The organism is Pseudoalteromonas sp. BSi20480, assembly GCF_000241365.1.
In the GTDB taxonomy this organism is placed as follows: Bacteria; Pseudomonadota; Gammaproteobacteria; order Enterobacterales; family Alteromonadaceae; genus Pseudoalteromonas; species Pseudoalteromonas marina.
Genome location: NZ_BADX01000070.1, coordinates 34,571 through 49,771 on the forward strand (window position 1 = coordinate 34,571; position 15,201 = coordinate 49,771).

13 protein-coding genes are annotated in these 15,201 nt (G+C 39.7%); 4 read left to right on the forward strand and 9 right to left on the reverse strand.

Going from position 1 to position 15,201, the window contains the following annotated elements:
* Positions 1–44: 44 nt before the first annotated feature.
* From P20480_RS11195 to P20480_RS11185, 3 genes are all read right to left on the reverse strand, one after another.
* Positions 45–1,001, reverse strand: a complete 957-nt coding sequence (locus tag P20480_RS11195) for an alpha/beta fold hydrolase (RefSeq protein ID WP_033025313.1) — start codon at positions 999–1,001, stop codon at positions 45–47.
* A gap of 46 nt (positions 1,002–1,047) precedes the next feature.
* Positions 1,048–1,842 (reverse strand): substrate-binding periplasmic protein, encoded by a 795-nt coding sequence (locus P20480_RS11190; RefSeq protein ID WP_008128880.1) that lies wholly within the window; start codon positions 1,840–1,842, stop codon positions 1,048–1,050.
* Between the two features lie 69 nt (positions 1,843–1,911).
* A complete protein-coding gene (locus P20480_RS11185; RefSeq protein WP_008128882.1) occupies positions 1,912–2,913 on the reverse strand; it encodes an AraC family transcriptional regulator in 1,002 nt (333 codons plus the stop codon).
* Positions 2,914–3,007: 94 nt separating this feature from the next.
* On the opposite strand from P20480_RS11185, the gene P20480_RS11180 reads away from it, so the two are divergent.
* Complete coding sequence (locus tag P20480_RS11180; RefSeq protein WP_033025315.1) at positions 3,008–3,460, forward strand: SRPBCC family protein; 453 nt, start codon at positions 3,008–3,010, stop codon at positions 3,458–3,460.
* On the forward strand, positions 3,450–4,295 hold the full coding sequence (locus P20480_RS11175) for a sterol desaturase family protein (protein WP_008128886.1): 846 nt from the start codon (positions 3,450–3,452) through the stop codon (positions 4,293–4,295). Before P20480_RS11180 ends, P20480_RS11175 begins: the two co-directional genes overlap by 11 nt.
* 42 nt (positions 4,296–4,337) lie before the next feature.
* Here P20480_RS11175 and P20480_RS11170 read toward each other — a convergent pair whose 3' ends face one another.
* From P20480_RS11170 to P20480_RS11160, 3 genes are all read right to left on the reverse strand, one after another.
* The gene (locus P20480_RS11170; protein WP_008128887.1) at positions 4,338–6,527 is read right to left on the reverse strand and encodes a fasciclin domain-containing protein; all 2,190 of its coding nucleotides are present in this window, start codon (positions 6,525–6,527) and stop codon (positions 4,338–4,340) included.
* Between the two features lie 131 nt (positions 6,528–6,658).
* Positions 6,659–7,036, reverse strand: coding sequence for a hypothetical protein (locus P20480_RS11165; protein WP_008128889.1), 378 nt, complete (start codon positions 7,034–7,036; stop codon positions 6,659–6,661).
* Positions 7,027–7,401 carry a hypothetical protein gene (locus tag P20480_RS11160; protein WP_008128891.1) on the reverse strand — a complete coding sequence of 125 codons (375 nt, stop codon included), beginning with the start codon at positions 7,399–7,401 and terminating at the stop codon, positions 7,027–7,029. The genes P20480_RS11165 and P20480_RS11160 overlap by 10 nt, the downstream gene beginning before the upstream one ends.
* Before the next feature lie 195 nt (positions 7,402–7,596).
* Between P20480_RS11160 and P20480_RS11155 the strand changes: the two genes are divergently transcribed.
* Positions 7,597–8,016: a VOC family protein gene (locus P20480_RS11155; RefSeq protein ID WP_006791832.1), complete on the forward strand. Its 420-nt coding sequence runs from the start codon at positions 7,597–7,599 to the stop codon at positions 8,014–8,016.
* Between the two features lie 52 nt (positions 8,017–8,068).
* On the opposite strand, the gene P20480_RS11150 is transcribed toward P20480_RS11155, so the two are convergent.
* A complete protein-coding gene (locus tag P20480_RS11150; protein ID WP_008128895.1) occupies positions 8,069–9,694 on the reverse strand; it encodes a sensor domain-containing diguanylate cyclase in 1,626 nt (541 codons plus the stop codon).
* Positions 9,695–9,745: 51 nt separating this feature from the next.
* Complete coding sequence (locus tag P20480_RS11145; protein WP_008128897.1) at positions 9,746–10,630, reverse strand: AraC family transcriptional regulator; 885 nt, start codon at positions 10,628–10,630, stop codon at positions 9,746–9,748.
* A 184-nt stretch (positions 10,631–10,814) separates the two neighbouring features.
* On the opposite strand from P20480_RS11145, the gene P20480_RS11140 reads away from it, so the two are divergent.
* Positions 10,815–11,960, forward strand: coding sequence for an iron-containing alcohol dehydrogenase (locus P20480_RS11140; protein WP_008128900.1), 1,146 nt, complete (start codon positions 10,815–10,817; stop codon positions 11,958–11,960).
* Positions 11,961–12,031: 71 nt separating this feature from the next.
* Here P20480_RS11140 and P20480_RS11135 read toward each other — a convergent pair whose 3' ends face one another.
* Positions 12,032–15,133, reverse strand: a complete 3,102-nt coding sequence (locus P20480_RS11135) for a beta-galactosidase (protein WP_008128902.1) — start codon at positions 15,131–15,133, stop codon at positions 12,032–12,034.
* Positions 15,134–15,201: the final 68 nt, after the last annotated feature.

Below are 15,201 nucleotides of genomic sequence, written 5' to 3' on the forward strand. Positions count from 1 at the left end.
AACATACCAATTTAAAATATCAACATTACCAATTGCTGTGTTTTTTATTTTTTACTTTTATATTTGGTTATACCAATGTGGTTTTTAAGCTTTTTTTTAATGTATTTACGTTGTGCCTTTTTAATATGCTTTGTGAGCCATTTTGTCATTTTTGGCATGAGCTCTGGTGCAAAATTATGACCCATACCAGGCACTATTTTTAGTTTTGCCTTTTTTATTAGCATGGCCGTTTTTTTACCTTCATCCACACTAATGACTACATCATGACTACCATGAATGACCAATGTAGGTGTTTTAATTTTTCGAATTAAATGTTGCCTATCTTTACTGGCAGCCATTGCAATGAGCTGGCGTTTGTAGCCATTAGGGTTGTTTGAACGCTCAACTATTTGTGTTGCATGAAGCCGAAGGGCGGCTTCTGTTTGTGGGTAAGCTGGGCTGCCAATTAGTTGGTTTAGTTTAATGTTGTAATTAATTGCTTCATCACGGCTTGGTGTTTTTGGTTTTAATTTGGCAAGCTTAATAAATACGCCAATGCTTTTGGCACTCAGCCTTGGCAAGCTTGAACTTGACATAATAGCGGTTAAGCTCAGTACCTTTTTTTTATGTTGCGCCGCAATTAGCTGGGCAATCATTCCACCCATGGATGCGCCAACAAAATGGGCTTTTTTAATTTTAAGGGCGCTCATAAGCGCCAATACATCGTTTGCCATATCGTCGAGCAAATAAGGAGTTCGGCTTTGTATGGGAAGGCGCTTACTCAGCCAAGATTTCATTAAACTAGGAGAGGGGTAATGATCCAAATGAGTCGACAGTCCGCTATCACGGTTATCAAAACGGATAACTCTAAAGCCATTGTTAACCAAACCATAGTATAGTGAATCTGGCCATACGGTCATCTGAGCACCCAAACCCATTATTAGAATAACGGTAGGAGAGTGTTTATTGCCTTCATCTTGATAGTTAAGCGTTATACCGTGCGGTGTTTTAATTGTTCGCATAGCCAAGTTAGGTTATCAGCTTTACTAAAATTGTAGTGCGTATTTATTACAGTTTATTGGCAGTGGTAGGAAGCGGAAGTTTCCATTTGTTTAAAATTGCTTCGTACTCACCGTTTTGCTTAATTATTACAAGTGCTTGCGATATGGCGTTGGCTGTACTTTCTTCAAGCATTTTATTACTGGCAAAATAAAGCATTGAAGGAAAGTCATCTAAGTGAATGCGCTTGGTGATAAGGTTTGGATCTAAGCCCGACATTTTTAACTCGTTTTCTAATGTGAGTGTATTCATTAAGGCAAAGTCGATACGTTTTTTGTAAAGCATTTGCCAAAGTTGCTGGTAGTAGCTCACCAATACTAAATTTTTGTCTTCTTTAAAGCCCATTTGCTTTAAATACTTAGCACTTGAGTACCCGCGAATAGTGCCTATTTTATAAAACTTAGTGTGGTTTAAGTGTGTGGCTTGTGCTTTATTGCTTTTTAAGCTAACCACGTAAGCGTCGGTAAAATAAACACTGCCTAACCATTTAAAGTTATTTGTGCGCGTAGGAGTTTTTAATAAAGAAAGTAAAATAGTGTTTGGATTACTTTCAAGCTCGTGAAATGCGCGCGCCATGGGCATTATTTCAAATTTAGCGTTTAATGGTGTGATTTTTAAAACGGCTTTGGCTATATCAACAAGTGCGCCATCGGCTTGGCCATTCTCGTTTTTAAAGTGATAAGGGTGCAAATCTTCGGCAATAAAGTTTACTGTACTCATTGCATTTACCGCAGTACAAAACATAAATACAAAGGCGCTAATTACAACACGCAGGTACATAAAAAAGTCTTTTTTAGCCAACATTGGTTGAGTTTAAATAATATTGTCTGAAATATAAACTTAAATGTTTAATAAAAGTAAATCAAAGTAAAATTACCCCTTCTTCGTTTTAAAGTATTCTAGTGGGCTGCACGAATACCAGCGTTTAAAAGCACGATTAAAAGAGCTTTGATCTTTAAATCCGAGTAGCAATGCTAGCTGTGCTAAATTAGGTTTATTAGGCAGTTCGTTAATACGTCGCTTTCGCTCGTTTTCAAGCATGAGGGCAAACGTTGTACCGTGCAATTTTAAGTGCCGTTGCAAGGTGCGTGGTGTCATACTTAGGGCATTTGCAGTGCGTATTAACGTACAGTTTTGTAAATCGAGCTTTGCCATTAAAATTTGGCTGACATTTTCAGTTATATTTTGCTGGTTAGTAAAATGACTTAATTGCTGATCAGATACTTGCTTTAGTGCTAAATAAATAGCAGCGTTATCAGTTTTAAAGTTCAGGTTTAAATAGCTACTCGGAAAACAAATTTCGTTGTGTTTTGCATTGGTTAAAATTGGGCAATTAAACCATGTTGCTAGCGTATTTATTTGCGCTTGAGTAAAGTGATATTGAAAGCTAACTTGTGTCGGTGATAATTTGTTATTGAGTAATTGGCGTACAACACTCACCCAAGCTGTCATATTTCTTAATACTACTTGTTCATTACATTTAGCATGGGGAAACCAGCGGATAGTTGCCTGGCTTTTTTGTTGCTCAAATTGTGCTTGACCTATATTGGCCACTAAGCGGTCGTAATTTAAAAGCGCTTGTATAGCGTTGCCTAATCCGTTACTTGACTCGACTAAATATCCCAAAACGCCATAGTCAGCCGTACGAATATGCTGACCTAGTCTAAAGCCAAATAAAGGATCTTTAAGTGTATTTTGAGCATAATTAAGCAAGGCGTTATAGCTTTTTAGGCTTATGCGTGGTGATAGTTGTTGTTTTGTGCGATTACTAAATTCAGTAAAATTAATTGCCTTTAGAGCATCTTGATTATTTAAACCTTGGCTTTGTAAATAATCAAGAATACTAGAAAAGTAATGATCGGCAATGGTTTGCATTTGTCGCCTAAAGCTAAAAAATGATCGCGTATGAGCAAGTTTGCCACGTTAAATTTTATTATGCTAGAGGCCTTATTTTAAGTATTGGTCACTTATGGTTTCTATAAATTTAAAATGCACTTTATTTGCTCCGCCTGAGAAGGTGGCGGCTGTATTGCTGGAACATGCCTATTTAGGGCGTTTTTTTAATGCTCAATTTTCACAATTAAAACCCCACAATAAAGGTGAAATGAAAGGTGGGGCAGGTGCCATAAGGCAAGTTAAAACGCCGCTTGTTGCTTTTAATGAACAAATTATACACGCCAGCAGTAATCATATTTGTTACCGCATAATGGGTGATAAGCCGGTGGAGAATCATCAAGGAGACATATATTTAACTCCCATTGAGTATGAAGGTAATACAGCTACAGCGCTTAGGTATTGTATCGCCTTTAGGCCACCATGGTGGATGCCGGATAGCTTAATAAAGTTACTTGTTAAACATGATATATCGCAAGCACTTAAAAGATTACAGCATTATTTTAAGAGGGCACAATATGACCATTGAAGTAATTTTACTTGCACTTAGTCCCATTTTTTTAGTATTTGTTAGTGTTGAATTTATTAAATACAGGCGTTTTTACGATATAAAAGACAGCATGGCGAATACGGCCTTGGCGTTATTGCACCAAGGTGCTGATGCGGTTTCTTTAATATTACTGATGCCATTATTTAATTGGTTATATGAATACCGCGTGTTCGATATAGAGCTCTCGGTATTTACTGTTTTGTTTGCCTTTATATTTCAAGACTTTTTGTATTATTGGTTTCATAGGGCGTCGCATAACATTCATTGGTTATGGGCTGCACATGTTGTGCATCATAGCTCTACAAAAATGAATTTTACAACGGCATTTAGGCAAAGCTTAATGTATCCCTTAGCAGGTATGTGGGTATTTTGGTTACCTATGATTTTAGTCGGCTTTGATCCTATAACGGTACTTACAGTTGTTGCGTTAAACTTGGCATATCAGTTTTTTGTGCATACACAAATAGTTAAAAAACTTGGGTGGTTTGAAAGCGTATTCAATACGCCGTCGCATCATCGTGTTCATCACGCTATAAACCGAGAATACTTGGATAAAAATTTTGCAGGCGTACTTATAATCTGGGATAAGTTGTTTGGTACATTTGTTGAAGAAGACTCTAATAAGCCATGTAAGTATGGCATTGTGGGGCAGTTAAATAGTAATAATCCAGTCACAATTACATTTCATCAATGGTGGCATTTAATTAAACAAACTTATACAGCAAAAGGGTTTAAAGCTAAGCTAAGTATTTTATTTGGCTACCCAACTAGTTCGCAGAAAAACAATGATAATGACGTGAGTTATAAAAGTTAAGAGTGGTTATCCACTCTTAACTTTGTTGTCTCAGGAAAGAAACTATTGTGCAGTAGTAATGACTGTATCAATCAAGTGAACCACGCCATTGCTAGTGTATATGTCGGTAGTTGTTACGTTACTACCTGCAACTTGCAATGAAGTTGCAGGTAAGCTTACTTGCCACCAAACATTGCCTACACCTTGGCCATTTTCATCGCCAGGAGCAGTATCGCCTGAGTAGGTGTATAATGGACGACCTAGATATGCAACCTGCATAGTGCTATCTGCACGAGCAATAAGTGATAAACCCGGTATGTTTTCAATAGAGTCCGCTGTGCCCAGCACTGGTGGCCACGTTGTAGCACATGTATCTTCACATACGCTCATTGACTCACCTAAGTCGTTGTCAAAAACGTAAAGCGTTTTACCGGCAGTGCTATCAGCCATGCCTGTTACTAAGCGTGCGTTGTCTGCATCGTATGCAACACTGTCTGTTGCAGCATTGGTGGTACTAGTAAAGTCGACAATGTTTACACTTATCATGTTTTCAGCAAGCGTAGTGACCATTTTACCGTTTGTTGCAAACGCATCTGTACTACCTACTTGAGCACCTAAAACGTGCTGCGTTAATACGCCGGTTAATGCATCTGTATCAGCGAGTAGCGCGTTTAAGGTATCCGTTGGGATTTTATTAAATGCGGCGTTTGTTGGAGCAAATACGGTGAACGATTTTGTCGTATCATTAAACGTATCAACTAAGTTAGCAGCTTGTAAGGCTGTCACTAATGTTGAAAGTGCGTCTGTTTCTGTTGCAACAGTAGCAATTGTTTTGGTAGGTGTGCCTACTTCGGCTGGTGGCATAATAACCTTATTGAGTACATGAATTACACCATTATCGGCTGTTACATTTGCCGTAGTGACGGCAGAGTCGTTGATAAACAGTGCGCTGTCTACGTATGATAGGGCGGCCATATCGCCATTTGCCATTTCCACTTTATTATTTTCGCTATTTGCAATGGTGACTGCTGCGTCAGATAAAACGCTTGCATCAGCAACTACATGGTAAAGTAAAATATCACGAAGTGTATCAGTGTCTGCAAGTAGTGCATCAATAGTGTCTTGGCCAAGCGCTGCAAAAGCGTCATCGGTAGGAGCAAATACTGTAAATGTATTGGTAGGATCAGCAACTAAAGTGTCTAACCCTGTAGCACCTAGTGCGGCAATCAGTGTTGTAAAGTTACCATTATCGCTGGCAACATCAGCAATTGTACCAAAGCTTTCTGGCAGTGTTACATCAGCCACAATAACTGAATCGATTACATGAATCACCCCGTTAGTTGTAGCAATGTCTTTAACCACAATATTGGCACCGCCAAACATTAGCATGTCTGTTTCGGCATTAATTGTAATTGGAAGAGCGTTGCCTAGCAGCGTTTCTGCAGATTGACCATTTAATGACATAGCAGTTACCGAATCAACCGCGCCAGTCAAAACATGTTGCTTTAAAATGTCGCCAAGTACATCTGGGTTTGCTAAAAGCGTATTGATCATTTTGCTACCAACGGCTTCAAAGGCCGCGTCGGTGGGTGCAAAAACAGTGAACTGTGCTGATTCGTCGCTTAATGCTGCTGTTAAACCCGCAGCGTCTAATGCAGCAAGTAACGTGGTGAATCCACCTGCCTGTTGTGCTGTTTCGACGATATTGGTAGTTGGTGCTGCTTCAGCAGTGGCGATAGGCATAAGTACTGCATCAATTACATGAATGATGCCATTGTCAGTTGCAATGTCAGTCATGGTTACTGTGCTTGTGTTTATTAACAAGCTATCGCCATTTAACGATAAAGCGACTTTGCCGCCGTTTACAGTGTCAACCGTTGTACCAGCAAGACCAATTGCTGCTTCAGCGTTAACGCTACCTGAAACTACGTGATAAGTAAGTATTGAACTAAGTGTATCTGTATCTGCTAGCAATCCGTTTATTGTGTCTTCGCCAAGTAGCGAAAAGGCATCATCGGTAGGAGCGAAAACAGTAAATTCTTGGCTAGTGTCGGCAAGAGTATCGTCTAAACCTGTTGCCTCTAATGCTGCAACTAAAGTGGTAAAGTTACCCGCGTCTCTTGCTACATCAACAATGGTTGAAGATGATTCGGGCTCAACTTGTACAGGGGTGTTATCGTCATCATCGTCATTACACCCTTGTGCTAGCAACAAGGGAAATGTAATGAGGCATACCTTCAGTAATTTGTTCATGACCTGATCCTTCTGTGTGAGATGTAATTAACAATCTCGTAACGTTACGGGCGTTTTTTTACAATGGATCAGGTTTTTTTGGGTGTTTTTTGAACGTTTGCATCTGTGGAGTTTGTTAGGGATTAAACTATTTATCGCTTTTTACTACGTGGCGCCCCAAATAAAATAAATATATGACAAGCACATACAGATAAAAAAGCACTAATACCCAGTGCTCCGCCATAATTATTAATTTTAGGAACTAAATATTCAAAGAAGATCGCAAAAATCATTGCTGCACTGGTTATTGTATACACACCAAAACGCTTTGGCGCACTCATACCAATAAATGTACCACCAAAAAAAATGGCACTATAAAGCTCGGGTTGTAAGTTAAAATAATAAAAAAAATAGTAAGCAATTATAGATAAGCTGGAAGAGGCGCTAACAGGGCTAAAAGGCTTATGTTTGGCAAATAAAAATGTTAGTAAAGCGCCGCAAAATGCAATGGCAGGGTATTCTATTGCCATAAAAAAGAACCTTTAGCTAGAGCAAATACAGCAACGCTTACAAATGCAATACTTCCTAATTTCCCCCCAAAGCCAGAAAATAAATTTAAAGTAAGTACATACAAAAATGCGCCTATAAGTGAAATAAACCCCAGTTCCCAGTAGCTGCTAATTAAACTCGATGAGCACATGCCTGCAAAACTCCCTGCATAGATAGCAGCGCTCGGGTGGTTTTTAAATAACTGAGAAAAAGGAATAAATGAGCCCGCAAGCCCTACTGAGGATGCAGCAATAACTGCAGGTATATTAAATACAGAGTGCAATACAAAGCACAGTAAGCAGCCAATAAAAAAAGCGATGAATTTTACGAGGAAGAATTTAAGCATAGGGCAATTAGTTTAAAGTAACTCGGGAATGTTTAAAAGCAGTGCTTACTATTGCGAGTGAATAGTTAAAAAAATCAAATAAAGCTACCGTAAGGTTTAAATATGCTCAAAAAAAGTGTTTTGTGTAATGTAAATTACAATTTATGTATAATATAGAAAACTTATTAAAGATTAAGAAATAACCAAAGGTAATTTATGTCTAATTGTTTGCATTTGGCAATTCCGGCCGGCGACTTAGAAGTAGCTAAAACATTTTATTGTGACGTACTCGGTTGTAAAACCGGTAATAGTGAAGAGGGTCGTTGGGTCGACATCGACTTTTGGGGTAACGAACTTACATTACACCAAAGCGTTGAACGATTACCTACTGTTCGCCATGATGTAGATATGGGGGCGGTGGCGGTTCCTCATTTTGGCATTCACTTATCTGAAGATGAATTTAACAATTTAAAAAAACGTATAGAAGATGCTGGCTTAGAATACCTAGATAAGCCATATCGTCGATTCATTGGCGATGAATTTGAGCAAGAAACATTTTTTATCGAAGATACTAATGGCAATGTGCTCGAAATGAAAACCATGGTTAACCCCGAGGTTTTATTTAAAAAAGTATAACTTTTATAAAAGCCACTTTTAGTGGTTTTTTTATGTGAAAAATTTGACGATTTTATAAATCGACTAACGTAAGCGGTGTTGCTTTTCTTTTTAGCTTTTCATGGTACATAGCAGCATCGCCAGCTTTTAAAAGGTCATCAATATTTCTAGGTGGGTCACTAAATACAGCACTACCAACACTCGCTTTTATGGCTAATTGTTCAGTATTATGATCAATAAAGAGTTTGGCTAATTCAGTTTTTAAAAAATGAACTTTTGGACTTACCTGAGCCTTAGTATAAAAGTGCGCTAGTACTACAAATTCATCACCTCCTAAACGCCCTATGGCATCGTTACTGCGCACAATAGCTTTTAAGTGGTGAGCAACTTTACACAGTGCTTGGTCTCCAACGGCGTGACCGTGATTGTCATTTATTTGTTTAAAGTCATCTAAATCTATATAAATTAAACAGAGCACACCGCCACTTTTTATATGATGCTCTATTAAATCTGCCGATTTTTTACACCACCCCCTACGGTTTAAAATACCGCAAAGGTGATCATAATCGGCTTCGGTTTCGGCGCGTTTTTTTGCAATCCTCATCCGACTAATACGCCTTGAAACCGCCACAGCGAGTAAAAACGACTCTACAGCAAAAGCTATAATTAACCCGTAGCGACGCATAAATGGACTTTCGTCTATTAATAATATTCTAAAAACCATACTGACAAATACAAAGCTTAGAGCAATAAACACCAGTGTTGCTTCACGAATGCCTTTGCGTGCTTGCAAAGCAGAAAGCACAAAAAAACACCCTACAATACAAAGCGTTACATAGCCTGTAGCTTTACTTAAAAGAGCCCATACTTGAGGGGTTTTAAACAGTATTTGTAAAACGCTAAATAACATGACAACTGCAGCAAAACACTTTAAGGCAGTATCTACTTTTGGCCAGCTTGTTTTGATTTGTAAAAGAGCGCAAATAAACCATGTCGCGCTTAGAACACATAGGCCAATAAATAAAAGGTATATGTTAAATAAACTGCTACTGTGCTGCGAGGTTAAAAATAAATACAGCTGCCCTTCTTGCATAAGAATAAAGCCACCAATACAAAAAATGTATAAGCTGTAGAGCTTAAATGTATCGTCGTTAAGGCGGCTCCCCATAATTAATACATACAATATAAGGGTGATACACAAGCCGTAAAACAGCCCTAAAATTAGGTTTTGTTGTTGGCTTTTTTGTATAAATACAGGCATTGGTTGCCACTTAAATACCGGGCGAAACTCGACTGGAGAATACAAAGTTAATAGGGCGGTTGTTGCACCTGAGTCGATAAAATAAGCTGGTTTGTTGTATCTAATTGGGTTGTGTATTTCATCGTTTTGACGCCACTCAAAGCGCTCAAGGGTAGAGCGGTTAAAGCTAAGAACACCAGCTTGCTGTAACTGGCAATTTACAGCGTATTGAACTCTGCCAGATTGAATTTTTAGTCTTAAAGGCGTTTGTTTATTTAATGTGTTTACTGAAGTGATTTGTGGACTAATTTGGTTAATTTCACAATGTTGATTTGCAAATGCAGACTTATTAAATAAAAGATTAGAAAAAACAAAAATAAGACCTAACAGCAAATACCTTTTTAGTTGCGTTTTAAGAGTGTTAGGTAGAAAAAGTGCATTAAACTTTTTGTAAGCCATAGGCGCAAGATAAAAATACTACATAATTTTATATTAGCAGAGCCCACTCATTTAGCTATTTAATTGAGGTACGACCTCGCTTGGCGTTTTATTAAAGTGGCGCTTAAACTCACGGCTAAACTGCGAGGGGCTGGTGTAACCTACCTTTAATGCGGCCTCATTTGCTTTACTACCGTTGTTTGTAATGAGTTCTTTTGCTTTTGCTAAACGTACCTTTTTTAAGTATTGCAATGGCGATTCAAAGGTCACTTGTTTAAAGGCACGATGAAACGACGACACACTCATATTTACCTCTTCAGCCAAGCCTTCAACCGTAATTTGATCTGCATAGCTTTTATGCATAGTAGAAAGCGTTCGTGCTATTCGGGCGTAGTGCCCATCGTGCATAGCAAGGCCAATTAAGGTATGACCCTGAGGGCCACAAAGTACACGGTATACCAGCTCTTTTATTATGTCTTGCCCAAAAATTTCGGCCTCTAAAGGGTTATTAAGTGCGCTTAATAAACGATGAGTTACTTGCTCCATAGCACCATCTATTTTTGCTGATTGTACACCGCTCATTTGCCCAGAAGTAAACGGGGTATATTCGCCCATTTGGTTTACTAACTTATGCAATGTTACTGGGTTTATATCTATTACTACGCCCATTACCGGTAGGCCATTATCAGTAAAGGCTTCGCACTCAAGGGGGACGGGGACACCCAAAACAAGGTAGTCGCCTGCACCATATTTTATTTGATGATCAGGAAAATGAATAATTTTATGCCCTTGACCAACTAAAATAATACCAGAGTTATAAATGAGTGGCTGACGAGGTGAGCTTTTACTCGCACGATGAAAATAAACACCGGGAATAATCGTTTTCGTTACGCCTTCAAAGTTGAGCAAATCATTTTGTTCGGCGTATTGCTGCAACATACTGGCTATAGTGGGCATTAAAAAACCTTGTGTCGTACAAATTTTGCGTAAAATAACAACATTGGCAGTATTAGGCAAGCTTTAGGCATTTATTAGGCTTTTTTAATGTTTGTTTTGCCACTAATATGCACTCATTGAAATTTAGTTTAGTGAGTAACTAAGTACTCTACTTAGTATTTAACCGTCACCTAGGAGCAAAATAATGAAATTTAGCTACGTAAATCCAACACTTATTCAGTTCGGCCAACAGCAAATTGCATCACTAACTGATTTGATCGCAAAAGATCAAAAAGTATTAGTCGTTTACGGCGGTGGTTCTATTAAAAAAAATGGCGTGTACGACCAAGTTGTTGCCGCACTTGAAGGTTTTGATTGGGTCGAGTTTTCGGGCGTTGGTGCAAATCCAACTGTTGAGGTACTAGATCAAGCCGTAAACATTTGTAAAGAACAAGATATCGACTTTGTATTAGGTGTAGGCGGCGGCTCTGTAATTGATGGCGTTAAATATGTTGCAGCGGCCGCATTATACGACGGTGAAGGCTGGGATATATTAACGGGTAAATACAAAATCACAAAAGCTCTACCTCTGGGGGCTGTACTTACGTTACCTGCAACGGGCTCTGAATCAAATCAGAACTCGGTTGTTAGTAAAGAAGCGACACAACAAAAACTACCGTTTGCATCACCTGAAGTACTGCCTAAATTTGCGATTATGGACCCAGATGTAATGAAAACATTACCGCAGCGCCAACTTGTAAACGGGTTAGTTGATGCGTGGGTACATACCTGTGAACAATACTTAACTTTCCCACAAAATGCGTTAGTACAAGAAGGTTATGCAGAGGCACTTTTAAGAACGCTTAAAACGCTGGGCGATAACTTTGAAAACCAAGACGATGCATGGCGTGCAAACTTAATGTGGGCTGCAAACCAAGCACTTAATGGTTTAATTGGTTCAGGCGTTTCACAAGATTGGGCAACACACATGATTGGGCACGAGCTTACAGCCGCTTACGGTGTTGACCATGCACGTTCACTTGCTATTGTTCAGCCTTCTTTGCTACGTAACCAGTTTGACGTTAAGAAAGCGAAGCTAGAGCAAATGGGTAAAAACGTATTTGGCCTAGCGCAATCTGATGATTTAGCAGAGCAAACAATTCAAGCAATTGAGGCGTTTTACCACAGCTTAGATGTAGCCACTGTGCTTACTGAACATGGCGATGACAAAGCCGCCGCTATTGACAATATTATTGGTAAACTTGAAGCGCATGGCATGCTAGCACTTGGTGAAAACCAAGCAATTACGCTAAAAGAAAGCCGCGAAATTTTAGAGCAAGCAGTTGCTTAAGCACTTATAAGTATTATAAAACTAAAAGCCGCTAACTTTTATGTTAGCGGCTTTTTTTATACTAAAAATCTTTAGTCTTTAGCAGAAAAGGTAAGTGAATAACTGTACTGTTTTTGCTCTAGTAAATACTCTTTATGGGTACTTGGGCTCCACGAGTCATCGCCGCCAACCCCCATATGTTGATGGTCAATATGTACATGTAAGCAATCATCAGCTACTAGCTCATTGGTGTGCTTTGCTTGTGTAAGCATGCTTTGAGAGTATTCACTGGCGGCAAATAAAAATGTACCGGTTACGGTTAAATTATTAACGCTAAGTAATTGGCAATCACTACGCACGCCGTTATCGGTTGGAAATATATACGGTGTATGCAGCTCATTAAGTTGCGCGCTGTAATAACCTAAACGCGCAGCCGCTTTGCGATCTGGGTAGTTTTCAAATGGGCCTAAACCAAGCCAATTTATTTGTGTATCGCTTTGTTTATTAAGCGTTGTACTTAACCCTATGCGTGGCATAGGTGGCAAAGTATCGTTGAGTTGTACATCAACATTTAAGCTAATTTCACCGGTATTATTAAGTGTATATAGCCAAGTTGTTTTTGCTTGTACTGCGTCATTAAATTCATAACTAAATACACATTTAATACGTGTATCTACTTTTGATTGCACTACTTCAAACGAGCGACATGTACGCTGCCACTGCCCAATACCCGCTCTTAGCCAGCGCGCTTCCCATGCATTAGGGTCTAGGTTATCTACTTCGCTTACGCCTATGTCGTTATCAAGCGGGGCGCGGTAAAAATTATCAAGCAATGGGCTTTTAATAACTTGGGTTTGATTGTGTAGCCATTGCTCAATAAGGCCTGATTGGCTATTAAACACAAGTTTAAAGGTGCCGCCTTCAATACTAAGCTGTGTGTCGGTTTCACTAATATTTACAGTGCCATGTGCTGAGGCGTTTGCTAAAGCAGGTGAAAATGCATCAGCGCTTAAACTTTGGCAATTTATAAGCTTAAATTGCTCGGTGTTTAATACATGCTCGGCAGTTGCAAAGCTTGAGTCGTTAATTAGTGCTACATCTAAATTAAGGTGATATTGCGCACCTGCTTTAAACACCGTTTTTGTATTAATAGTTAGCGTTTGCGTGCTTTGCGGAGCAATATTAATAACTTGCTCGCCTTGCTCTACACATTGGCCATTTTCTATTAACTGCCAAACCAGTTTTTCGTTATCGGTTGCCCTAAATACATAATCGCTAAATACATCAACGGTGTATTGGTTTTTAGTTTGCTCACGCAGTGTAAATTGTAAATGTTGCTGGCTGTATTTAGCTTCAAACAGGCTTGGATGCGGTGTGCGATCTGGAAATAATAAGCCGTTTATACAAAATTGGCGGTCGTTTAGTTCATCATCAAAATCGCCACCGTAAGCCCAGTAGTGCTTACCGTTTTCATCAGTTTTAGATAAACCTTGGTCTACCCAATCCCAAATAAAGCCGCCTTGCAGGCGAGGGTATTCTCTAAATGCTTGCCAGTAATCATCAAAGCTACCTAGGCTGTTACCCATTGCATGGGCGTATTCACATAAAATAAGTGGACGCGTTTCGCCTGGTAGGCTTAACCATTTTTTAATAGAATATTTAGGTACAGCATCGTCTTTCAAGTCGCTATCGACACGGGCATACATTGGGCAAATAATGTCGGTAGCGGTAGTATTTGCGCCGCCACCTTCGTATTGCACTGGGCGCGATGGATCAAAGCTTTTTGACCAACCGTACATCGCATCGTGGTTGGCACCGTGCCCGCATTCGTTACCCAATGACCAAATAATAATAGAGGCGTGGTTTTTATCGCGCTCAACCATTTGCGTATAGCGCGACATAAATGCGCCAGCCCACTGCGGATCGCTTGCAAGCCTACCCATTGGGAACATGCCGTGAGTTTCTATATTGGCTTCGTCTACTACGTATAAACCTAGCTCGTCACACAGCTCGTAAAAACGAGGGTGGTTAGGGTAGTGAGCGGTACGTACTGCATTAAAGTTATTTTGCTTCATTAGCTTAATATCTTCAATCATGTCGGCGGTGCTTACTGTGTGGCCATTTTCAGGGTGGTGTTCGTGGCGGTTAACACCGCGAATAAGCAGCGGTTTGCCGTTTAAGCAAAGCTGCCCGTTGAGCATTTCTACTTTTCTAAAGCCAATGTTGTAGGCTTCTACGTCTACTGAAATGCCTTGCTCATCTAGCAGGCTTACAACACAGCGGTATAAGGTTGGGGTTTCGGCGGTCCATTTTTTAGGGCTTTGTATATCAATTGTTTGAAAAACAACATCGCTCCAGCCGCCTTTTTCATCAACGCGTTTATTGTTAGTGCTTTGTATTTGTGGCTCACACAGTGCCTGTTCACCATCAAAAACCTGTACTGCTACTTGGTAGTTATTTGGCGCATCTATTGCGGTTTTTATATGCAAAGTGGCATCGCGGTAGCAGGCGTCTAAATCTGGGGTTATAAATACATCGCGTATTTGGTGTTGCGGTTTAGTAAGTAAATTAACATCGCGGAATATACCGCTTAGCCACCACATGTCTTGATCTTCTAAGTAACTGCCATCGCTCCAGCGAATAACCATAACCGCAATGCGGTTGGTGCCAGCCACTAACAGCTCGCTTAAATCAAATTCGCTGGGTAAGCGGCTATCTTGCGAGTAGCCCACCCATTGTCCGTTACACCAAAGGTGAAACGCCGAGTTTACGCCTTCAAAAATAATATGGTTTCGCTGAGCTAATTGCTCCGCCGTAATAGTAAACTCTGTGCGGTAGCAACCTGTTGGGTTATCGCTTGGTACAAATGGCGGGTTTACGGCAAATGGGTATTTAACGTTGCAGTAAATAGGTTTATCAAAGCCGTGTAGTTGCCAGTTAGAAGGCACAGGAATACTTTGCCAGTCGCTGGCGAGTGCCTCACTTAGTAATGACTCATCAACCGCTTCGGGTTTATCAAATAATTTAAAATCCCACAGGCCGTTTAAACTTTGTTTTTGTGATTGCGTGTTTGTACGGGCATGGTCAACGCTTTTAAAACCATTAAGTGGGCTGTGTGCTTTTACTTGATTAACTTGCATCGAAATAGGGTTTTCCCAATCGCGGCGGTTAATTATGTGCTGTAGTGAGTTCATTAGTGTCCTATTGCATGTGTGGCAATTATAGTGGCTTAAATATAGCTAAAATAATGTGTTTCGGTTAT

Bases quoted from the DNA above. Each gene is read 5' to 3' on its own strand.
- P20480_RS11195 (WP_033025313.1), bottom strand. From the start codon at position 1,001: ATGCGAACAATTAAAACACCGCACGGTATAACGCTTAACTATCAAGAT.
- P20480_RS11190 (WP_008128880.1), bottom strand. From the start codon at position 1,842: ATGTTGGCTAAAAAAGACTTTTTTATGTACCTGCGTGTTGTAATTAGC.
- P20480_RS11185 (WP_008128882.1), bottom strand. From the start codon at position 2,913: ATGCAAACCATTGCCGATCATTACTTTTCTAGTATTCTTGATTATTTA.
- P20480_RS11180 (WP_033025315.1), top strand. From the start codon at position 3,008: ATGGTTTCTATAAATTTAAAATGCACTTTATTTGCTCCGCCTGAGAAG.
- P20480_RS11175 (WP_008128886.1), top strand. From the start codon at position 3,450: ATGACCATTGAAGTAATTTTACTTGCACTTAGTCCCATTTTTTTAGTA.
- P20480_RS11170 (WP_008128887.1), bottom strand. From the start codon at position 6,527: ATGAACAAATTACTGAAGGTATGCCTCATTACATTTCCCTTGTTGCTA.
- P20480_RS11165 (WP_008128889.1), bottom strand. From the start codon at position 7,036: ATGGCAATAGAATACCCTGCCATTGCATTTTGCGGCGCTTTACTAACA.
- P20480_RS11160 (WP_008128891.1), bottom strand. From the start codon at position 7,401: ATGCTTAAATTCTTCCTCGTAAAATTCATCGCTTTTTTTATTGGCTGC.
- P20480_RS11155 (WP_006791832.1), top strand. From the start codon at position 7,597: ATGTCTAATTGTTTGCATTTGGCAATTCCGGCCGGCGACTTAGAAGTA.
- P20480_RS11150 (WP_008128895.1), bottom strand. From the start codon at position 9,694: ATGGCTTACAAAAAGTTTAATGCACTTTTTCTACCTAACACTCTTAAA.
- P20480_RS11145 (WP_008128897.1), bottom strand. From the start codon at position 10,630: ATGCCCACTATAGCCAGTATGTTGCAGCAATACGCCGAACAAAATGAT.
- P20480_RS11140 (WP_008128900.1), top strand. From the start codon at position 10,815: ATGAAATTTAGCTACGTAAATCCAACACTTATTCAGTTCGGCCAACAG.
- P20480_RS11135 (WP_008128902.1), bottom strand. From the start codon at position 15,133: ATGAACTCACTACAGCACATAATTAACCGCCGCGATTGGGAAAACCCT.